Source organism: Acidiphilium sp. C61 (assembly GCF_905116885.1).
In the GTDB taxonomy this organism is placed as follows: domain Bacteria; phylum Pseudomonadota; class Alphaproteobacteria; order Acetobacterales; family Acetobacteraceae; genus Acidiphilium.
The window spans coordinates 78807-100258 of the sequence record NZ_CAJHNI010000003.1; the positions used below are offsets into that span (position 1 = coordinate 78807).

Annotated in this window: 16 protein-coding genes and 2 pseudogenes; 15 read left to right on the top strand and 3 right to left on the bottom strand. The window is 65.9% G+C overall.

Translation table 11 applies throughout. The annotated features are described in order from the left end of the window. Nucleotides 1–262: 262 nt before the first annotated feature. Both HUW10_RS00735 and HUW10_RS00740 read right to left on the bottom strand, forming a co-directional pair. Complete coding sequence (locus HUW10_RS00735) at nucleotides 263–1390, bottom strand: site-specific integrase (protein ID WP_174501852.1); 1128 nt, start codon at nucleotides 1388–1390, stop codon at nucleotides 263–265. A gap of 211 nt (nucleotides 1391–1601) precedes the next feature. After that, nucleotides 1602–1865, bottom strand: coding sequence for a hypothetical protein (locus tag HUW10_RS00740; protein WP_050751058.1), 264 nt, complete (start codon nucleotides 1863–1865; stop codon nucleotides 1602–1604). On the opposite strand from HUW10_RS00740, the gene HUW10_RS00745 reads away from it, so the two are divergent. From HUW10_RS00745 to cobA, 5 genes are all read left to right on the top strand, one after another. Then, a complete protein-coding gene (locus HUW10_RS00745) occupies nucleotides 1864–2979 on the top strand; it encodes a hypothetical protein (protein WP_050751059.1) in 1116 nt (371 codons plus the stop codon). The two genes, HUW10_RS00740 and HUW10_RS00745, sit on opposite strands and share 2 nt — an antisense overlap. 268 nt (nucleotides 2980–3247) lie before the next feature. Then, nucleotides 3248–3724, top strand: a complete 477-nt coding sequence (locus HUW10_RS00750) for a serine hydrolase (protein ID WP_011930428.1) — start codon at nucleotides 3248–3250, stop codon at nucleotides 3722–3724. A gap of 26 nt (nucleotides 3725–3750) precedes the next feature. After that, complete coding sequence (locus tag HUW10_RS00755; protein ID WP_371808606.1) at nucleotides 3751–4458, top strand: IS6 family transposase; 708 nt, start codon at nucleotides 3751–3753, stop codon at nucleotides 4456–4458. Beyond that, nucleotides 4412–6826 carry a molybdopterin-dependent oxidoreductase gene (locus HUW10_RS00760; RefSeq protein WP_011930426.1) on the top strand — a complete coding sequence of 805 codons (2415 nt, stop codon included), beginning with the start codon at nucleotides 4412–4414 and terminating at the stop codon, nucleotides 6824–6826. Before HUW10_RS00755 ends, HUW10_RS00760 begins: the two co-directional genes overlap by 47 nt. Beyond that, entirely contained in the window at nucleotides 6804–7589 is a 786-nt protein-coding gene (gene cobA, locus HUW10_RS00765; protein WP_174501853.1) for a uroporphyrinogen-III C-methyltransferase, read from the top strand. The genes HUW10_RS00760 and cobA overlap by 23 nt, the downstream gene beginning before the upstream one ends. On the opposite strand, the gene HUW10_RS00770 is transcribed toward cobA, so the two are convergent. Next, a complete protein-coding gene (locus HUW10_RS00770; RefSeq protein WP_011930424.1) occupies nucleotides 7558–8142 on the bottom strand; it encodes an NAD(P)-dependent oxidoreductase in 585 nt (194 codons plus the stop codon). The genes cobA and HUW10_RS00770 overlap by 32 nt on opposite strands. A gap of 131 nt (nucleotides 8143–8273) precedes the next feature. Between HUW10_RS00770 and HUW10_RS00775 the strand changes: the two are divergent. The 10 genes and pseudogenes from HUW10_RS00775 to HUW10_RS00820 form a co-directional block, all read left to right on the top strand. After that, nucleotides 8274–8636 (top strand): annotated as a pseudogene (locus tag HUW10_RS00775) (transposase); the annotation flags it as partial. 266 nt (nucleotides 8637–8902) lie between these two features. Beyond that, a pseudogene (gene merA, locus HUW10_RS00780) lies at nucleotides 8903–10061 on the top strand (mercury(II) reductase); the annotation flags it as partial. A 15-nt stretch (nucleotides 10062–10076) separates the two neighbouring features. After that, nucleotides 10077–10718 (top strand): MerR family DNA-binding protein, encoded by a 642-nt coding sequence (locus tag HUW10_RS00785; RefSeq protein WP_231295198.1) that lies wholly within the window; start codon nucleotides 10077–10079, stop codon nucleotides 10716–10718. A gap of 136 nt (nucleotides 10719–10854) precedes the next feature. Further along, nucleotides 10855–11577, top strand: a complete 723-nt coding sequence (locus HUW10_RS00790; protein ID WP_011930421.1) for a TVP38/TMEM64 family protein — start codon at nucleotides 10855–10857, stop codon at nucleotides 11575–11577. 162 nt (nucleotides 11578–11739) lie between these two features. Continuing rightward, entirely contained in the window at nucleotides 11740–13800 is a 2061-nt protein-coding gene (locus tag HUW10_RS00795) for an LssY C-terminal domain-containing protein (protein ID WP_011930580.1), read from the top strand. Next, a complete protein-coding gene (locus HUW10_RS00800) occupies nucleotides 13797–14474 on the top strand; it encodes a heavy metal response regulator transcription factor (protein WP_011930579.1) in 678 nt (225 codons plus the stop codon). The genes HUW10_RS00795 and HUW10_RS00800 overlap by 4 nt, the downstream gene beginning before the upstream one ends. 28 nt (nucleotides 14475–14502) lie before the next feature. After that, a complete protein-coding gene (locus HUW10_RS00805; RefSeq protein WP_174501854.1) occupies nucleotides 14503–15846 on the top strand; it encodes a heavy metal sensor histidine kinase in 1344 nt (447 codons plus the stop codon). 309 nt (nucleotides 15847–16155) lie between these two features. Next, nucleotides 16156–17322 carry a TolC family protein gene (locus HUW10_RS00810; protein ID WP_236656142.1) on the top strand — a complete coding sequence of 389 codons (1167 nt, stop codon included), beginning with the start codon at nucleotides 16156–16158 and terminating at the stop codon, nucleotides 17320–17322. Then, nucleotides 17319–18245: a hypothetical protein gene (locus HUW10_RS00815; protein WP_011930576.1), complete on the top strand. Its 927-nt coding sequence runs from the start codon at nucleotides 17319–17321 to the stop codon at nucleotides 18243–18245. Before HUW10_RS00810 ends, HUW10_RS00815 begins: the two co-directional genes overlap by 4 nt. 9 nt (nucleotides 18246–18254) lie before the next feature. Beyond that, a complete protein-coding gene (locus HUW10_RS00820) occupies nucleotides 18255–21356 on the top strand; it encodes an efflux RND transporter permease subunit (RefSeq protein WP_011930575.1) in 3102 nt (1033 codons plus the stop codon). The last annotated feature ends 96 nt before the right edge of the window (nucleotides 21357–21452 follow it).

The window sequence follows — 21452 nt, forward strand, 5'->3', positions numbered from 1 at the left end:
CGGGCGAACGAGATCCCCAACTAGTTCAGGATCCCGATGATCCGCTCATCGATCTGCTCGACCTGGTCACGTTCGTGGACGCGGCCATAGTCCCTGTATCACTCCGACCGGTCGACGAAGAGGTTCAGTGACGAGTACGCGAAATGCGCTTCGAGTGCCGCTAGCTTGATGCCAGGGCTGGTCTGGTAGGCGCAGCACAGCAGGCAAGGGCACTTTGCGCCTGCAGGTGATCCGGATTGGCCTGAAACGGAGTCCGACGGATTTAGAGCACCCCATCCAGCGGGTGCCCGTCAAACAGGTCGCCGAACTCCAGATACTCCCCGAGCACGTCATAGCTCTTGTGGCGGCCGAGCCGCTTCAGGCGGGCCGGATGGACGCCGCGCTCCATCCCGGTGGTCAGCGCGCCGCGCTTGAGGCTGTGCCCGCCCAGGTCACGCCGGCCGAACCCGGCCGCCATGGCCCGGCGCTGGATGATCAGGGCCACGCTTTGCGGGGTGAGGGCCCGCTCGCCGATGACCGGCCCCGGCGGCGCGGTCCGCTCGCGCCCCTTGCGGCCGGATGGCGGAGACCAGATCCGGCGGAACAACGGACCCCGCTGCAACCCCGCGGCGACCCGCCAGCGCTCAAGGGCATGCACCGGGCAGAGTTCGGTATCGCCGTAGGGCAGGGCGACGGTGACCGCCTCGGCCTGGCTTCCTTTGGTCTGCGGCAGGGTCAGCCGGAGCCCCCGCTCTGACGGTGTCAGGTGCTCGATCCTGATGCCGGCGAGTTCCGAGCGCCGCAGCGCGCCGGCGAAGCCGACCAGGATCAGCGCGCGGTCGCGCAAGTCGATCAGCCCGGTATCGCCGATCGGTGCCAGCAGCCGGCGGATCACCGTCGTAGTCGCCGCCACCTTCTTGCGGCGGATCTCGCCGCGGGAGGCGGCGTCACGCTGGATGCCCGCCATGGTCTCGGCGACGCAGGCATCATCGGTCGGCACCGGGCAGCCGGCGAGCCGGTGAAGGTAGCGGATCGCGGCGCGCCGGAGCTTCAGCGTTTCGGGTGAGACGCCGCGGCCGCGCTCATCGGCGAGGAAGGCCGCGACATCCGCGCCGGAGGCGGGGAGGGGCGTCAGCCCGTGGCGGTCGCACCAGAGGCACCAGACGCGCACCGCGGCCCGGTAGGCCCGCCTGGTGTTGTCCGCCTTGGCCCGGCGGGCATAGGCGCTGGCGGCGCTGCGGGCGCCGGCGAGCGTGCCATCGGCCACCGGGACCGGCTCGTCCTCGATCTCGCTGAACCAGCGCCGGACCGCGTGCCCGTCGCCGGCGAGCGGGGGAGGGGAGGGCACCAGGCTGCCTACGGATGGCGCGTCGAGGCGGTCTTGCGGTGCGAATGCGGTGTCATCGGGCACGAGGGGCCTCTCCTGAGCGCGAATCGGGCGGTTCTGCGCCCGGAATCCTACGAAATTTATGTAGTAGCGACAACCATGCTTATCAGGAAATCAGTTAAAAAATCCCGATCACCCCCTGAAAAAGACGGTTATTTCGTGCTATACGGCATATGGCGCAAAATTACGGATCAAGATATTGATTTTCCGTTCGAGGATTTTCCCAGCTCTCCGCTCAGCCCAGGCCCGATTCCTTTCCTCCATCAGGGGCCGGAGCAGAATCAGCGCGCCCGCGGCGGTTCGGGGTTTTGCTCCATGGCCGCTCGTCGGGCGGTCCGGTCGAGACGACCGGCACAAGGTGGCCGGCGTGCCGCGCCTGCCAGGTCGGGGCGGTGACGGCGAGGTCGCGCATGGACGGCAGACGGTCGACCGTATCCACGAAATGCTTATGCACCCTCACCATCAGCCCGGTCAGGACGGCGGGGCCAAGGCACTTCATGGCTCCCCCTGAAATGCAGGCCCAGCAGAAGCTGATGATCGCCTTCGAGCGGGCGGCCGGAGCGTTTGCCCGGCTCGACCAGGCCCTCTCGATGCACCCGCTCCGCGGCGCCTTCCTCTACCGGTTCCGTCTCGATGCGGTGCGCCGCCAGGCGATGGTGGACGGGCAGCTGATCGAGCCGTGGCATCTCGCGGCCCTGCTCGAGGGGGTTCGGCTCCGCATGGATCCATGGCTGAGCCTCGCCGAGCGGGGTGACATCTTCGATGCGGCCCGCCACGCGTTCTCGATGCACCAGTGGATCGTCGAGCCCGATTTTGATCAGGAGGGTGAGATCCAGGTGGCGATGAAGGCGATCGAGCGCGATGTCGCGCGCGCCTCCCCGCTGCTCGGCGCGGCGCACGCGGCCCATGCCTGGCTCGCCGGGGGCGGGAGACGAGCTCCACTGCGGGGCGCACTCATCCGCTTCTGGCAGCAGAGCGGACTGCTGCACCTTCCGGTGCCGATCACCGGACCGCAGGCCCTCGGCGGCGACCTTCCCTTCGATCGGGAGAGCTGGATCCCGCTTCTGCTCCACGCACTGGCGAACGAGGCCGCGGCCGCCCAGGACCTCCTCCGCGACCTTGAGCGGGCCTGGCAGGTCGCGCGCGGTTCGATCGGCAAGCGGCGCAAGAACAGCCGGGCCGCCACGGCGGTCGATATCCTGGCGGCAACCCCGATCATCTCCGCGAAATCGCTCGCCGATCGGCTCGGTATGAACGTGGCGAACGCCCACGCCCTGCTCGGCGAGCTGCTCGAAGCCGGGCTGGTCGTCGAGCTGACCCACCGCAGCAAGCGACGGCTCTTCGGCCTGTCGGGCATGGGCCGGATGCGCGACTACGTGGCACCGCCACGCCGGCCGCAGCCGGGGCGGGGAAGGGGGAGGCCCCGGATCGAGCCCGAAATGCCACACTCTGCGCCGCCCGCCGATCTTCCGCCGGCGCCATCCGGTGGCGTCCTGCCCCGGCTTGCGTTCGACTTCAGCGATCTGGAAGAGGCCATGGCGGCAGCCGATGAAGCGATCCGTGAAACCAGGATCAGCCTCGATCGGATCCGTCAGGCCGGACCGCCGGAGTAGGGACTACCTCGACCGGTGCGCCTTGGGGAGCAGGTGAAACCTATACGGTTCAGCGGAATGACCCGGCGTTCGTCTCGAACAACGCCGCGCATGAGCTCGCCGCTTCTGGTTTGGACGAAGCTGGCCTCTCCGCGTTAATTGCGACCTCACCGTCGCGACAGCGAAGCATCTTTGGTCATGCTTGCGACAACATCGTCTTGCCTGCCAACATCCCGGTACGACTGGAATGGGACGCAGCTCGGAACATTAAAGGAGAGGAGGCACAGATATGGACAAGGGTAGTGGCGGCTCGGTGGGGATGAGCGCGGGACGGCTCGAGCGTATCGGGGCGGCGATGCAGGGCTATGTCGATCGGGGAATCTATGCCGGCATCAACACCGTCGTCGCGCGGCGCGGCGTGGTTGTGCAGCAAGGGCAGTATGGCTTTCGCGATAAAGAGGCCGGCTTACCAATGGCTGCGGACACGATTTTCCGCCTTTATTCGATGACGAAGCCGGTCGTGTGCACGGCGTTGATGACTCTGGTCGAGGAGGGGCGGCTCCGGCTGTTCGATCCCGTCGCGCGCTACGTTCCCGCGTTGGCCGGTTTGACCGTGCTGCGGCCGGACGGCTCGCGCACTGCGCCGGCCCGGCCGGTCATGGTGCGTGATTTGATGACGCACACAAGCGGGCTTTCCTATCATTTCCTCGAGGAGACGCCTGTCGGGCCGATGTATGCGGACAGCATTGTCAGGTTGACGTGGTGATCGTGTGCCCGTAGCGATTTCGGATGATGGCTTTGACTCTGCCTGCACGTTTGAAGGGATATCGCTTCCCTCGATCGGTGATCGCGTATGCGGTCTGGAGCTATTACCGGTTCAATCTCAGCCTGCGGGACGTTGAGGATCTTCTGGCCGCTCGCGGCGTGATAGTATGCTACGAGACGATCCGCGTCTGGGTCGATCGGTTTGGCCCGCAGATCGCCGCGCAAATCCGTCGCGATCGGCTGCCGGCCGGCGACAAATGGCACCTCGATGAAATGGTGATCACCATTGGCGGCGAGAAGCATTGGCTTTGGCGGGCAGTTGATCATCGCGGTGACGTGCTGGAAATCCTGGTCCAGAAGCGGCGAGATGCCCGAGCCGCCCGGCGTTTTCTCCGCAAGCTGATGCGCCGATGGGGTCAGCCGCGCGTCGTGGTGACCGATAAGCTACGGAGCTACGACGTTGCCCTTCGCACGGATTGCCGCAGCGCCGATCACCGATCGCACAAGCGGCTGAACAACCGGATCGAAGCATCCCATCGTCACACCAGGCGACGAGAAAAGATAATGGGTCGGTTCATATCCCCAGGTCATGCCCAGAGATTTCTCGCCACCCACGACCAGATCACCACCCTGTTCCGCCCAAAACGCCATCGCCTCTCCGCCAGATCCTACCGCCACGCAAGAGCCGATGCATTTTTGCTCTGGACCGACTACGCCGCCAATCTCGCCGCCTGATCGATCGCGTCTCGGTCAAATCACACCTCGTTCGATCAACCTGACAATCCCGTCCGGACAGTTCCTGACCGAGGATTACTACGTGGCCAACAAGCTGATGAAGGGGTTCATCGGCAGTGCCAATATTGACACCAATTCCCGGCTTTGTATGGCGTCCGCGGTGGCCGCCCACCGCCGGTGCTTCGGCGAGGACGTCGTCCCGGGGATCTACGAGGATTTCGACGAGGCGGAACTGATCATCTTCGCCGGCTCGAACGCCGCCTGGTGCCATCCGGTCCTGTTCCAGCGCGCACTTGCCGCCCGGGCGACGCGCGGGACGCGGATTGTCGTGATCGATCCCCGCCGTAGCGCGACCGCCGAGTTCGCCGACCTGCACCTCGCCGTGCGCCCCGGCGGCGACCTCGCCCTGTTCTGCGCGCTGCTCGCCGCCTGCGCGGACCGCGGCGCGCTCGATCGCGACTATATCGCGCGGCACACCGCCGGGTTCGACGCCGCGCTGGCCGCCGCGCGGCAGGCCGAGCACGGGATCGATCCCGCCGCATTCGAAACCCTCGCCGGCTGGGTCGCCTCCACCCCGCGCATGGTGACCGCCTTTTCGCAGGGCGTGAACCAGTCCGAGACGGCGACCGACGCAATCGGCGCGATCCTGAACCTCCACCTCGCCACCGGACGGATCGGCCGGCCCGGCGCCGGACCGTTCTCGCTGACCGGCCAGCCCAACGCGATGGGCGGCCGCGAGGCGGGCGGCCTCGCCAACCAGCTCGCCGCGCATCTCGGCTTCGACGACCCCGACGACCACGCGACGCTCTCCGAATTCTGGGGCGCCCCCAACCTCGTGCGCCGGCCCGGGCTGAAGGCGGTCGACCTGTTCCGTGCCGTCGCCGACGGCAAGATACGCGCCCTCTGGATCGCCGGCACCAACCCCGCCGAATCCCTGCCAGCGAGCCTCGACGTGCGCGACGCGCTATCCCGTTGTCCGCACCTCGTGGTCGCCGATTGCTGGCCCACGGCGACGACCGCCCATGCCCATGTCCTGCTGCCAGCGGCAGGGTGGTCCGAGAAGGACGGCACCGTCACCAATTCAGAGCGCATGATCTCCCGCCAGCGGGCGTTTCGTCCCGCTCCCGGTGCTGCTCGACCCGACTGGTGGATGTTCGCCGAACTCGCCCGGCGGCTCGGCCATGGCGCGGCCTTCGCCTGGGACGGGCCGGCCGCGATCTTCCGCGAACACGCGGCACTCTCCGCTTTCCGCAACTTCGGGCGACGGCGGTTCAATATCGGCGGGCTCGCTGCCATCCCGGATGACGATTACGACGCAATGCGCCCGCTGCGCTGGCCTCTGGCCGGAGATCGCCTCTTTGCCGAGGGAAACTTCCCGACGCCAGACGGGCGGGCCCGCTTCGTCGCCATATCACCGCTCCGCCACGCGCGCACGGATTTCACCCTCAATACCGGCCGGCTGCGCGACCAATGGCACACCATGACGCGCACCGGTCGCGTCGCCGAACTGATGGCCCACCAAGATGCCGCGACCCTGGAACTCGCACCGACGGACGCGGCGCGACTCGGCGTGCTGCCCGGTGATCTTGTCGCCGCCGGGAGCGAAGGGGCGCGCATCGTCTTCCCGGCAGCGATCTCGCCGGGACAGTGCGAAGGTTCGGTGTTCGCTGCGATACACTGGACCGCAGCGCAGGGCAGCGCCGGAAGCGTCAACCGCCTCACTGTTTCAGCGACCGACCCGATCTCCGGCCAGCCGGCCTTCAAGCATTCGCCAGTGAAACTTGCGGCGGTGCCGACGCTCTGGCGGGCCATTGCTATCGGACGTGCCGCTTCCTGCGCGATGACGGCTGGCAAACAAGCCGTCTGGTCGCAGGCACTACGCCCGGGCGGGCTGGCGCTGTCGCGCTTTACCGGGTTTGCCCCGCTCGCCGCCCGCAGCGCCGTGGACGCGGCACGGTGGCTGCTGGTGCTGCCGGAGGGTGCCGAATTCCTCGACTACGCCGACCCGGCGCGCGGGGTCTTCCGCCTCGCCGTGCTCGACCGGGCCGGCGTCCAGCTCCTTCTCCACGTCGCGCCGGCGGAGCTTGCGCTGCCGGACCCCGAGGCGCTGGAGGCGCTGTTCGCGGCCCCACAAGCAGGAGCCGATCCGACGCTCCTGCTTGGCCAGCCCGCCCGCGCCACCGCGACCCGCGGGCGGCAGGTCTGCGTCTGCAACGCGGTTGCCGAACCCGCGATCCGTGCCGCGATCCGCGCCGGCTGCCGGAGCGTCGAGGCGATCGGCGCGGCCACCGGCGCCGGCACCGGCTGCGGTTCATGCCACTCCGAACTGAAGGGATTTCTCCGCCATGACCTCGTTGCCGCCGAATAGCAAGGCGCATCCCGTCATCCTCGCCGGCACCGGGCCGGGCGATCCGGATCTTCTCACCCTGCGGGCCGTACGGGCGATCGGCGCCGCCGAAATCATCCTGCATGATGCGCTGGTCGATGTTCGCATCCTGGTCCTTGCCGCCCCGGATGCCGTCCTCATCCATGTCGGCAAGCGGTGTGGCCGGCACGCGATGAGCCAGACAGAGATCAACCGCCGCCTTGTCGAATGCGCGCGCACCGGCGCTCGGGTGCTACGGCTGAAGGGCGGAGATCCGATGATCTTCGGCCGGGCCGGCGAGGAGATCGCGGCCTTGCGGGCCGCAGGCATTGCGGTCGAGGTGATCCCGGGGATCACAGCGGCCTCGGCGGCGGCGGCGTCTGCCTGCGTCTCGCTGACCGCGCGGGGCAGGGCGCGCGCTGTCACCCTGGTCACCGGCCACACCGCCGATGGCGGGCTACCGCCTCAGGACTGGGCGGCACTGGCCCGGCTCGATTCGACCCTCGTCTTCTACATGGGCTCCCGCCACGCCCGAGCGATCGCCGACCGCCTGATCGAGGCCGGGCTCGATCCCGCCACGCCGGCGATGCTGCTGACCAATGTCAGCCGCCCGGGCGAGACGCGCCGGCTTGCCCGCCTCATCGACCTCGCAGACGGAATCGCCGCCGCCGATCTCGCGGCCCCGGCGCTGATCCTGATCGGCGCCGCGCTCGACGCGGCGGTTCCGGTGGCGACTATTCAGGCGGACGCCCGCGAGCTGTCGTGAGCCAGCCCCGCGCCTCGACATGGTCGGCGATCCGGCGAGCCGTTTCGGGCATCGACATCCCTTCGGCGCGCCATCGCTCGCGAAGTACCGCGATTTCAGACAGCCGTGCGGCCCAGTCCGCCCCGAATTCGACTTCGAGATGCCGACGCAGCACAGAGGACAGGCCGGCTGCCTGACCGCCGGTCGAGACCGTCAGCAGCAGATCGCCGCGCCTCACCTGCGCCACGGAATGAAAGTCGCAGTCGGGCAGGCGGTCCTCGACATTCACCAGCACGCGCGCCGCCCGCGCCGCCGCGACCAGGCCCGCGCGAACCACGTCCGGAACGTCGACGATCCAGAGCGCATGCAGTCGCGCGAGGTCATCGCCCGTCGGCATTCTGCGGCATAGCGCGGCGCCAGCTTCCGCGATTGTCGCCGCATCCGGATCCTCACTGAACAGAAGGGCGGCATCGGCGCCGCCTTCACACAGCGCACGCAGCCTGCGAAGCGACATAGGACCGTTGCCGCATACGCCGAGACGGCAATAGCTCGGATCGAGCACGATCGGAATCATGAGATCATCCCAACAGGAAACGGAACCGCATCAAGGCTAGCAACCGCAAGATCGCTCACAATCGTGCGTCAGGAGGATAGCGGCGCCTTGTCTGCTTTCAGAAGTTCAAAAATCGCTGCGTTACGACCGAAACCCAGACAGAGGCCGCCCATGGCGAGGCGCATGCATTCAAACGTGGGCGGGACATGGCGGCGTGGCTGGGGCTCGTTCCACGGCAAATGACAACGGGTGGAAAACCGCGCCTGCTCGGCATCAGCAAACGCGGCAATCGTTATTTGCGGAAGAACTTGATCCATGGCGCACGAGCGGCGCTGCCTTATCTTGTCGAACGTGATACGCCGTTGGGCCGCTGGGCGCGGGGATTGCTCGATCGAGCGCATAAGAACGTGGTCGTAGTCGCGCTGGCCGCGAAGCTGGCTCGGATCGCATGGGCCGTTTTGGCGCACGGTTGCGATTACGACGCCCAATTCGAAGCGGCGGCTGCGGCCGCATGACGGAATCGCCCGAACAGCGCTCACAGTTGGGCGCGAAAGGGCAGTCGATGTCTGCGTGAGGTGAAAGGAAGATGGCCTGACAGTCGAACGGCGGCTTGAAAACCTGACGCAGTGAACGGCCTCCGAGGCCGGTGTGATTATGAGGATCAGGCCGCGCGGATCTCCATCTTGGCCGGGTTCGAAGCCCGAGACCGGATACGTTGAAGCAGACTGATTAGAGCCAGATGAAAATCACCCCTTGCGGACGGGGCGGGCCATACGTTCTCCGCGACCGGCTGCTCGCGCAGCAACAGAGCCGGATCAAGGAACTCCGCCATGCAAAGTACGAAGACGTTCTGACCGCAAATCCGTCCATCACCGTGCTGCGCGGCGCGGTTCGACTCAGCACAGGCGCTGACCGTGAGCCTGACCGATGGAAACGCGCGAACCGTCGCGTTCGACCGCTGCCTGATCGCCACCGGCGGCAGTCCCGCCATTCCGTCGATCCCGGGCTTGAGCGAAACCCCTTACTGGACCTCGACCGAGGCATTGGTCAGCGACACGATTCCCGGGCGACTAGCCGTGATCGGCTCCTCGGTTGTTGCGGTCGAACTCGCGCAAGCCTTCGCCCGGCTGGGCAGCCAAGTAACGATCCTGGCGCGTCACACGCTGCTTTTCCATGAGGATTCACTGATCGGCGAGACCATTGCCGCTGCCTTCCGCGCCGGGGGGATCGAAGTCCTCGAACATACCGAGGCCAGCCGGGTTGACTACCGGAATGACGAATTTGTCCTCGCGACCGGGAAGGGTGAATTGTGTGCCGACAGGTTGCTCGTCGCGACCGGTCGTGCGCCGAACACGCGGGATCTGAATCTCAGCGCGGCTGATGTCACCGTGAACGCCAACGGTGCAATCGTCACCGATCGGAGCATGCTGACCAGCACGCAGGGAATCTACGCAGCTGGAGATTGCACCGACCGACCGCAATTCGTCTATGTGGCGGCCGCGGCAGGCACACGGGCGGCGATCAACATGACCGGCGGCAGCGGGACGCTCGATCTCGCGACGATGCCGGCTGTGGTATTCACCGATCCGCAGGTCGCCACCGTGGGCTTGAGTGAACAGGAAGCGCGCCAAGCCGGCATCGAAACCGACAGCCGCACGCTTACCCTCGACAACGTGCCTCGCGCGCTCGTTAATTTCGACACGCGCGGCTTCATCGAGCTGGTGATCGAGGAAGGTAGCCGTCGGCTGATCGGCGTACAGGCGGTGGCCCCAGAGGCTGGCGAACTGATCCAGACGGCGGCGCTAGCGATCCGTACGCGGATGACAGCGCAGGAGCTGGCCGACCAGCTATTCCCCTACCTGACGATGGTCGAGGGCTTGAAGCTTGCCGCGCAGACCTTCAGCAAGGACGTGAAGCAACTCTCCTGCTGCGCCGGCTGAGGTGAGGCAGCCGACGTGCTGGATACAGATATGCTCACGCCAACTCACAATATCGTCTCCGCGAAGATGATCCGCCACTATGAGACGATCGGCTTGATCGCAAGGCCGGTTTGGCAGGAGAACGACTACCTCACCTATGGTTCTGATGATGTACACTGGCTGAGGTTCATCAGGCGGGGGCGCGCGCTCGGCAACCTGATCGCGACAATCTGTCAGCTTCTCGCACTCTGGGGTGACACCAACCGGCCGAGCGCGGATGTCAAGCGGATTGCTCTGGCTCATCCGGAATCCATGCGCAGCAAGATTGCCGAACTCGTTTCTATGGCCAGAGCGATCGAACACCTTGCAGATTTTTGCATGAGCGATCATCAGCGAGATTGTCCGATCCTCGACGATCTCACCAGCGCATCTCTTCTACCTGACGACGGTGATCGCGGGTTATCCGATCGACGCAATCATTGCTGCCTTCGGCGCCGTGCCCCGCATCCGCAACGAGACCGTCGCACTTGCCCATATTTCCTTGAATTACACGCCGATCCTCAACATCCTGCTCCTGGCGGTATCATCACTCCTAGCGCTGCGGTTCCTGAGCACTGGTGCACCGGACATGTTGCGCATGATGGTGGCGCTATCCGAAGGCCAGGATCATCACCATGACCATATCTGAACCACCCGCCGCCTCCCCCCGCATGCAGGAAGCCTTCGATCCTGCGCCCAGACGCCCTATGCCGGACAGCGACAACCATAGAGGATACTGGGCGTCTCCGGCCTGAAGCCGGCGAACGCTACAGTTATGGTGCAAGGCAACAAACCCAATCCGGCACGTCTGCGGATCGTTCTGGCCTTCGGCGCGCTCGGGCTATTCGCCGTGGCGGGTGTTGTTGCGCTTGCGGCGGGCCTGTCCTTCCATGGGCTGACCGCCTCGCCGGACGCAATCGTCCGCATCATCCGCTCCTGGGGCGCATGGGGCGCGCTCGCCGCGATCTCCCTGATGATCGCGCATTCCTTCCTGCCGCTGCCAGCCGAGGTGATCGCGGTTGCAAACGGCATGATCTTCGGGCCCGTCTGGGGAACCGTGATCACCTGGACCGGCGCGATGCTCGGGGCCTGGGCCGCCTTCGGCCTCGCGCGCCTCTTCGGCCGCCCCCTCGTCGAGACATTCGTCCCCGCACGATATCGGCACACGCTCGATGACTGGGCGGAAACGCGGGGCGCGATACCACTTCTCATCCTCCGCCTGATTCCGATCGTCGCGTTCAACCTGATCAACTACGCGGTCGGCCTCGCGCGTATCTCGTGGTGGACCTTCACCTGGACGACCGGCCTTGGAATCCTCCCCATGACCCTGTTGATGGTGGTACTGGGAGATCGTCTGGCCAGCGTTTCCGGCGAAGCGGGGCTGGTCGTCCTCGCCGGTGTGCTGCTGGCCTGGCTCGCGGTCAAGCTACTGCGGAAGCGTCTCCCACCGCACCGGCCGGGCCGGAGATCGCCGGCCCGCCCACGCTCTGGATCATGAAGCGTCCCGATGTATTGGCTCGCCAGTAATGAACGCCGCAAAGCGGGGGCAGTTGGGTTCGACTGCACCCGCGCCCGATCTCGCCGCTAGTATTCCCCGCCAGGCAAAGTTTGGAGTAGTTCATGGGGCGGGCGATGACCACAAAAACGGAGCCTTCGGGATTTGCTGGGTCACCTCTCTGACACGATCGTTCATGCAGCCCGGACGCACGCGCTACTGGCGTATGGTCTAGCCTTCGTGCTGACCGCGGCGGAAGCGTTTCCCGTCATCGGCGCGCTGGTGCCTGGAACCGCCATTATTGTCGGATTGGGCGCTCTCGTGCCGACGGGCGCCCTGCATTTCTGGCCCCTGGTGGCCTGGTCGACGGGAGGAGCCATCCTGGGCGACGGGCTGCCCTTCTGGTTTGGCTCCCGGTTCCGGCACCAGGCGACAGGGCTCTGGCCACTGAGCCTGCATCCGGATCTGCTGCCGCGAGGCAAGGCATTCTTCGAGCGCCATGGCGGGTCCGCCGTTATCATCGCACGGTTCACGCCAGGCGTGCGGGCTGTTGTGCCCATTGTGGCCGGAGTCAGCGGGATGCGTTCGCTCCGCTTTTATGTGCTCGACGTCGTTTCAGCGGTCATCTGGGCGCCCGCGCATGTCGGCGCCGGGGTTCTCGTTGGCGCCTCGTTGGCCATTCTGGGCGTCATGGCAGGCAGGCTCGAGGCCCTGCTCATCGGCTCGATCGTCAGCCTCGTGCTCCTGCTCTGGCTGGTTCCACGGCTTCTCCGTTTTGTGATTAGCTGGTTGGAAAGCAAGCGCGGGCCAGCGCTAGCCTGGGCCCACGCCGGCAAAGGCAGGATTCGCAGTAACGTGGCTTCCATCCTCGATCCGGCACGGACGGAACTGTCCGGCCTGATCACCCTCGCCGGGGCTCTTGCGGGCAGCCTCTGGCTTTTGCTCGGCGTTCTGCAGGACCTGATCGCCGGAGATCCGCTGGTTTATGCCGATCACGCGATTCTGCATTTCCTTGAGCCCTATCGAAGCGGCATACCGATGGAAGCGGCGATGGCGTGCTCCCGGCTTGGCAGCGGTGCGGTCACGCTTGCTGTCGCAGCGGTCGCGCTCGTCTGGCTCGACCGGCAGAGTGCGTGGCGTGGTGCGGCCTATGGTATTGCCGCTGTGATCGGTGCCTCCCTGTTCACCGCGGGGCTCGATCTTGCCCTGCATCGCGCGCCACCGTCGCCGATTGCGCCCGGCTGGAGCCTTATTCCGTTTCCCGGCGGCGATCTTGCAACCTCATGCGCGGTTTATGGCATCCTGACCGTCATCGCCGGCCGACGGCTCGGCGCGCGCCCACGTATTGGGCTGATCACGGCAACGGTCCTTTTCGCTGCACTGCAGCTCGGCAGTCGGGTCTATCTCGGGCTGGACTGGTTTTCATCCGAACTGGCTGCGCTGGGCTTCGGGTTCGCGTGGGCGGCCGGTCTCGGCCTCGCCTATGTTGCGCGTCCGGTCGAACCGGTGGCACCCTGGCGCCTCGTCGCCATTACGGCGGCTACGCTCGCCATCGCCGGTACGCTGGCGGTCGCCCTCAACCGCAATGCCGATCTGGCGCGTCATGACGTGGGGCGCATGAGCACGACGATGACGTGCCCTGACTGGCTTCAACACGGTTGGCAAAACCTGCCAACACGCAGCCTCGGCATGCTCGGCAGTTTTTCCGGCTCACTGACGATCCAGTGGATTGGCCCGGCCGACGGGCTTCGGCACGCTCTCGCCCAGCTCGGCTGGCGCTCGCCCGCGCCCTGGACATTTCGCAATGCTCTTGAATTTCTAGCCCCGCACGCAAGCCCAGCCGAGATCCCGGCGCTGCCACGCTGGGATGACGGCCGACGCGCAGACCTGATAATGGTTTTCGTCGGACACGGCCTTGCCGCCGATAAACGGCTGGTGCTGCGCCTCTGGAAGACGAGTGTATCTGTAACCATGCCGACAGGATCGGTACGGACGCTCAGGATCGGGGAGATCGAGATGCAAAGGCTGCGAAGGATGGTCTCAACCCTGACAATCCCTGTCTCGGAAGGTTCCGCTTCTACCGTCCTGCCTCGAATCGCGGCGGCATTGCCTGCCTCGCGGCTGGTGACGCGTGCCGCCGATGGCGCCACCGTCCTGCTCGCCGGTGATCGTGCCGTGGATACGGAGGGATGCCTGACGCAGCACCGTGGGGACGGTGCGCAATGAGGGTTCTTATCGTCGAGGACGAGGCGAAGACCGCGGCTTATCTCCGAAAGGGTCTCGAAGAGAACGGCTTCACGGCGGATGTGGCTACTGATGGAGAGACGGGGCTCGAATTCGCCCGCCACGGCGGCTACGATGCCATTATTCTCGACATCATGCTGCCACGGCGCAACGGCTTCGAAATCCTCGACGAAATCCGGCGGCGAGACAGTCAGACCGCCGTGCTTCTACTCACGGCGCGGGACCAGGTGACAGATCGCGTCGCCGGGCTGGAGGCCGGGGCTGACGATTACCTCGTCAAGCCCTTCGCGTTTTCCGAGCTGCTTGCCCGTGTGCGCACCATTCTGCGGCGAGGGCACGCGCGGCAACCGGCGCTGATCCAGATCGCCGATCTCGAGATCGACCTCTCGGGACACCGGGCAACGCGAGCGGGTCAGGCGCTCGATCTGACGCCGAAGGAGTTCCGCCTGCTTTCGTTGTTGGCCCGCCGCGCGGGCGATGTCATCTCCCGAACGGTCATTGCCGAACAGGTCTGGGACATCAATTTCGATTCTGGCACGAACGTCGTCGACGTCCACATGTACCGCCTCCGCGCCAAGCTGGACGACCCGTTCTCCCGCCGCCTGATCCACACCGTTCGTGGCGTGGGTTACGTGCTCGAAGACTGTGGCGGCTGATCCTGAAGCGCCGAGCGCTGGCGGATCGATGTCCCTGCGGATGACCGCGTGGTATGCAGGGACGGCGTTCCTGCTCGTCCTGCTGGCCACTAGTCTCCTGACCTGGTCGTTTGGCGCGCGCATCGCCAGGCAGGAAGACCGCACGCTGCACGTGCTCGCACAGATCGCCCGCCCGCTGGGCGGCGCTGCCGATCCGTCCGCATCGCAGGCCATTGCATCGGCGCTTGAGCGAGCGGGCAACACCCGCGAGATCCAGTTCCGCGTCATCGGCCCGCACGGTCGGATCACAATCCAGTCAAAGGGCAATCATCTGCCTCTGCCATCATCGGTCGGCTTGCCGAACGTCGCCACGCTTGATAGCGGCGGGATGGCGTTTCGTGTTCTCACCCAGCCCCTGCCGAACGGCTTCATGCTGCAGATCGCCATCGCCAGCCCCGGCTCGCAGGCCCTCCTGCTCCGTTACCGCGAAACCCTTACCCTGATTCTTGCGGTGTCGATCATCCTCTGCGCCGTGCTCGGATATCTCATCGCCCGTTCGGGCATGCGCCCGATCGAGCGCATTGCCGAAACGGCCGAAAACATCCGCCTTTCGACCCTGCATGAACGTCTCGACGTCGCAGGGCTTCCCGCCGAACTCGCCGCGCTCGCCAACACGTTCAACCTGATGTTGGACCGGCTTGAGCAATCCTTCCTCCAGCTCTCCCAATTCTCGGCTGACCTCGCGCACGAGCTGCGCACGCCGATCAGCAATCTGCGCGGCGAGCTGGAAGTTGCGTTATCGAGGCCCCGCTCTGACGATACTTATCGGGAAGTCCTCGGCTCCGCACTCGAGGAATACACTCGCATCAGCCGGGTCATTCAGAGCCTCCTGTTCCTTGCCCGCGCCGAGATGGTCGGGGCTCCACCCGCCGTTGAAGCTCTTGATCTTGCCAGCGAGATCGCAACGGTTCTCGAATTCTACCAGCCGATGGCGGCGGAGGCGGGGCTGTCGCTGACCGCCCGCGTCCGCCCGGGACTACCGATCAGGTTCGACCGCATTCTCCTCCAGCAGGCGCTCGGCAATCTGGTGGCCAATGCAATCGCCCATACCGGCACCGGCGGGCAGATCACCATCGAAGTTGCGGAGGTGCTGGAACAGCTCTCCATCCGCATAAAGGATACCGGGCAGGGGATCGCACCCGAGCATCTGCCGCATGTGTTCGACCGGTTCTATCGCGCCGATCCCGCGCGTTCGCATGTCGGCGGCAATCTCGGGCTCGGCCTCGCCGTGGTTCGCGCGATCATGGACCTGCACGGGGGCCGGGTTTCCATTGAAAGCACGCAGGGTCAGGGCACCACCGTATCGCTACTGGTGGCAGCGACCGCGCGCTAATCCCGAAACGGTGAGCCCAAACTGACGAAATCGTCATTCTGGCGAGGCGGAAACGTCATTCTCGCCGGCTAAAGCGCGAACTCTTTTCCGCTTGAAGCCATGAAGAAAACGTCCCGACACCTCCGTTTCAGACCCAGCCGCGTCGGTGCTCTTGCGCTTGCGACACTGCTTGCCGGCTGTGCGCGGTATCAGCCGGCGCCGTTGCATCCCGGTACTTCGGCCACGGCACTGCTCGGCCGCCGTCTCGACGAGCCGGCGCTTGGCCAATTCCTCGCGGCTATGGGCGTGCATCCGCGCGGACACTGGGGATTGCGGGCTCTGACGCTCGTCGCCGTCTATGAGCGGCCAGATCTGCGGATCAGCGTCGCCGCCTATAACGCCGCGAAGGCGGCGGTGACGACGGCCCAGCAGATCCCGAACCCCACGCTTTCCCTCGCGCCCAGCTTCAACGCGACGCAAGCCTTCCCTTCGCCAATCAAGATCGGGCCGGTCATCAGTTTTCTCGTCTCCAATCTCGGTGCTCGCGAGGCTGGCATCGCCGCCGCGCGGGATCGCCAGCAAGCCGCGCGAATACTCATCGCTGCCGCGGCATGGCGGGAACGCAGCAACGTCCGCAACGCGCTGCTCACACTCTGGCTCGATGAACGGATCGCCAGGATCAAGGCGCGCGTCGCCAGCTATGCCGCGACAGCGTCCCGCCTCGTAGCACAGCGCGTGACCTCTGGGATGCTTGCTGATACCGTGCTCGCCAGCACAACCGAGGCGGCGAACAAGGCAAGCTTTGGCGCCGCTGAAGCGCGGGTCCAGATCGGAATGGACCGGGCCCACTTGGCCGCTGCGATCGGAATGCCGGCGGCGGCGCTTCGAGGTAAGCACCTTTCATTCACCGCCTTTGAGCATCCGTTGCCGCCGGCCAATCTCGCCGCTCTTACACGCACGGCGCTGGTAACCAGTCCATCAGTCGTCGGGGCCTACAAGAATTATCGCGCGGCCGACGCTTCTCTCCGCAAAGCGATCGACCAGCAGTTTCCAGGCTTTCGTATTGGCTCCGGGTATCACTACGATCAGGGCGCCAGCAAGTTCATACTTGCCCTCTCGCTGCCGCTGCCAATTCTCAACCAGAATCAGGGCCCGATCGCCGAGGCGCGTGCAAGGCGCCAGCTTGCGGCGGCCCTGTTCGATCGGGCGCAGGTGCGCGTTCTCCACGAGATCGACGCAGCCAAGGCCGCTCTGCAAGGCAGCGTGAGCGTTGCGCGCGCGGCACGGCTACTCCTCGCAACCGCCCGCGAGCGCGAACGCCAGGCTATTGAAGCTTACCGCGCCGGTGCGACCGGCCAGCTGCGCATGGTCGAGGCCGAACAGCAGGCAACCCTGGTCCGCGAACAGGAGCTGACCACGGATGCTCAGCGATTACGCGCCCTCGCAGCCCTGGCCGACGCGCTCCATCACCCCATTTTCCGGGAGAGCCACTCATGAAGCAGCATCTGCAGGCCATCGCGGCAAGCCTATCACTTGTTTGCGCCGCAGCTGTCGCGCATGCCGCGGCCCTGCGCAGCGTGACGATCAATGCGGCCACGATGAGCAGCGGCCTCATCAAGACGAGCGTCCTGCGCCTTGAGACTAAACATCCCGGCTTCGCGGCTTACGGCATGGTGATCGATCCCACGCCGGTCATCACCTTGCGGCACCGGATCGTCTCAGCACGCGCAAAGCTGACGCTGGACGATGCAAATCTCGCCCGCGCCCGGAAGCTTTATCGATCTGGAGGTAACGTCTCCAAGGCCAGCCTGCAGCAGATCCAGGCTAAAACCGCCATTGCGCAAGCGCGTGTCGAGGAATTGCTGGCCCAGGCGAAAGCGCGCTATGGCGCCGCCCTCGGAGCGGCGATCGCCGATAATGGCCCCTCGTTCAGGACAATCAGCACTGGCGGTTCGCTTGTCTCGGTTGTGCAGGCAGTTGCCACACTTGTATCCCCGCCGGCCGCATTCGCTAGGGCGCCGGATGGGTCTCGCGTCACGCTACGCCCTGTCGGGTCTGCCGGCAGGATCCCGAAGGGCTTGCTGGGGCAAACCTTTTTCTACACTGGCCCCGCACTGCCCATCGGCGCACCGCTCGCCATCACGCTCCGCGCGCCTGGCGTTGTCACCGGCTACGATATACCCGCGGCTGCGCTGGTCTGGCACGACAATGGGCCCTTCATCTTCGTCCGGATCGGCGCCAGCCGTTTCGCGATGTACCGTGTTACCAGATCGCACCCGCTGTACCATTCGGGCACCATCTCGGGCTTCTTCGTGCCCGGCACAGACCTGCCGGCCCACCCGGCGATCGTAACGGCGGGGGCCGGACTGCTGAACTCGGCGCTGGCCGGCGGCGACGCATCCGCTGCGAACGACGACTGAGATAATCTTATGCTGTCCCCTATCGTCCGTGCCGCCCTGCGCTACCGCCTCGTCGTCGTGCTTCTGATCTCAGGCTTGGCAGCCCTCCAGCTCTCCCGACTGCCTACCGCCCGCTATGATGTCTTCCCGACCTTCACCGCCCCCACCGTCGTGATTCAGACAGCGGCGCCCGGCTTCAGCGCGCTGCAGACCGAGCAAGTGGTCACCGATCGCATCGAACGCACCCTTACCGGCCTGCCCGGCCTTGCGAAGATGCGCTCATCCTCGGAGTCGGGCCTGTCCGTCATCCATCTCGTCTTTCACGGCGGCACCGATCCGTATCAGGACAGGCAGCGCATCGCCGCGCGCCTGAGCGAGCTTGGCGGGGCTCTCCCGGCCGGGATCCTGCCCCGCCTCGCGCCGATGCAGTCCTCCACCGGCACTGCACTCGAAATCGGCCTCTATCCCAAGCGCGACATGTCGCTCGAACATCTGACCGCCATCGCCGAAACCGGACTGCGACCCGCCCTGCAGGCGGTGCCCGGCGTTGCGAATGTCGTTATCTTCGGCGCACGCCCGCCACAGCTGGATGTCGAGGTCCAGCCCCGATCTCTCATCGCCACGGGCTTCACCATGCAGGATGTGGCGCGTGCCGCCAGGCAAGGCAGCGCCGTGCTTGGCGCCGGCTTCATCGACAACGGCAACCAGCGGTTTGTGCTTGCCCCTCACGGCCAGGCACGCACTGCTGCCGCCCTCGCGAAGACCTGGCTCGGCACCAGCGATGGTGCGCCGATCAGCCTCGGCGATGTGGCAAGTGTTCGGTTGTCGGCACCGCCTAGGTACGGCGCGGCGCTGATCCACGGTCATCCTGGCCTGCTGATGATCGTCTCCTCGCTCTACGGCGCGAACACGCTTGCGGTGGCCGACCAGGCGGCCCGAACGGTCGCGCGGCTGACGCCGGGCCTTGAGGCGCAAGGGATCGAGATTGATCCCAAAGCCTTCACGCCGGCTACGTTCATTCATGTCGCACTGGCCGATCTCGGCCATGTGCTGCTGATCGGCGCAGCGCTCATCCTGCTTGTCCTGCTCATCGCGCTGCGAGACTGGCGGGCCTCAGTCATCTCTTTTGTGGCTATCCCGGTCTCGCTGCTTGCCGCCACTGCGATCATCACGGCCCTCGGGATCACGCTGAACACGATGGCGCTCGCGGGGCTTGCGATCGCACTCGGCGAACTCGTCGATGATGCGGTCGTCGATGTCGAAAACATCACCCGCCGCCTGCGCGAGAACCGTATCGCCGGCAGCCCGGAACCACCGCTCCGCGTCATCTTCAGGGCATCGCTGGAAGTGCGGAGTGCCATCATTTTCGCCAGTGCCGCCGTCGCCATCGCCTTCACCCCGGTGATCGCACTCGGTGGTGTCGCAGGCCGGCTCTTCGCCCCCCTCGGGATTGCCTACATCGCCGCGATCGGCGCGTCACTCGTCGTCGCGCTGGTCCTTACTCCGGCCCTCGCCGCGCTGCTCCTGGTTCGGCCCGCCGCGGCAGCGGACCACACGCCGCCGATCGCACTGCTGCGCCCGGCTTATCGCAGCGCGCTCGGCAGGCTGGAACATCACGGACGTGCCTTCATCGCCGGCGCGCTCGCCCTGATCCTGCTGGCCGGTATCAGTATCCCGCTGCTGCAAACTCGGTTCCTGCCGCGCTTTCGAGAAAACGACGTCATCGTCCATTATCTCGCCGCACCTGGCACGTCGATCGACGCGATGCTCGCCATTGGCAGGCTCGCGATCCACACGCTCGAGAACCTCCCCTCGGTCGGGGATGTCGTGATGCATATCGGCCGCGCTTCGATGAGCAACGGCCATGCTGGGGTGAACAAGGCCGAGATCGACATCACGCTCAGCAAAACCGGCAACCACCATGTCGAACGATCGACGCGGCAGATCCTGGCGTCGGTCGACCATATCGACGGTCTGTCCTGGTGGTCGCGCACATTCCTCAGCGAGCGTGTCGATGAAAGCCTTTCCGGCGTCACCGCCCCGGTGACCGTTTCGGTATTTGGCCCCTCCCTCGATGCGATCGACATCGCAGCGGCGCGGATCGTGGCGGCGGCACACGGGGTGCCTGGCGTGCGCGCAGCAAGCATGGCGGCTGTCCAGCAGGTGCCCGCCCTCACGATTGACCTGAACCGCGCAGCGATGCTGCGATACGGCATCACCCCTCGCGCGGCGCTCGAGGCGATGAAGATCGCTTATTCAGGCGGCACCGTCGGCCATGTCTATCGCGGTACTCTCGTTGAGCCGATCGTTGTCACGCTGCCCGCAGCACTCCGCCATCAACCGGCTGCGATCGGCGACCTCCCGGTCGCGGCGGAAGGCGGCATGATCGTGCCCCTCGACCGTATCGCAACAATTCGCCAGACGCTGGTTCCGGCGCAGATCCTGCACAACGACGGTCGACGCGTTCAGGTCGTCACTGTCCAGGTTGCGCATGGCCAGGCAGCCCCGGTGATCCGCGGCCTACGCCAGCGGCTTGCCAAGCTGCGGCTGGGCACGGATGTTTACGTCCGCTATGGCGGCACGGCCGTTGCCGGAGGCACTGCTCGGCGCGAGCTTGCCGTCCGCGCCGCCATCGCTCTTGCCGGCATTCTGATCCTGATGGCGCTCGCCCTGCGCGAGACACGAGCTGTCGTGCTCATCATGGTGATTCTTCCAGTCGCCTTCTCGGGCGGCATCGCGGCGATATGGACCTTCCTCGGCGGCCATCTCGAACTTGGCGCCATGGTCGGACTCGCGACGCTGTTCGGCCTCACGCTGCGCAACGGCTTGCTGCTCCTGATTCACATGCGCCGGCTCATGGAGGGCAGCGGCAAACCATGGTCAGCAGAGATAGCACGCCAAGCCGCGGCCGACCGGCTTCCGGCAATCCTGATCACCGCCTGTGTAACCGCCCTCGGCCTCCTCCCGCTCGCACTGGCTACCGGCTCCCCCGGCGACGCCATCGAGGGGCCAATGGCGATAGTCATCCTCGGCGGCCTCGCAACCGCAACGATCCTGACGCTGTTCGTCCTGCCGATCCTTGCGCCGCGCCTTCTGCGGATCGCCTTACCTAAAGCCGATAGCCTCGATTGAAGGAACATGCGGTGATCGCGATCCGGCGGTTTGATCTGTCAAACTGGGGCGCGAAGCGAGCGGGTGGTCCGCTTGTTGGAGCCGAGGGAGGCAATC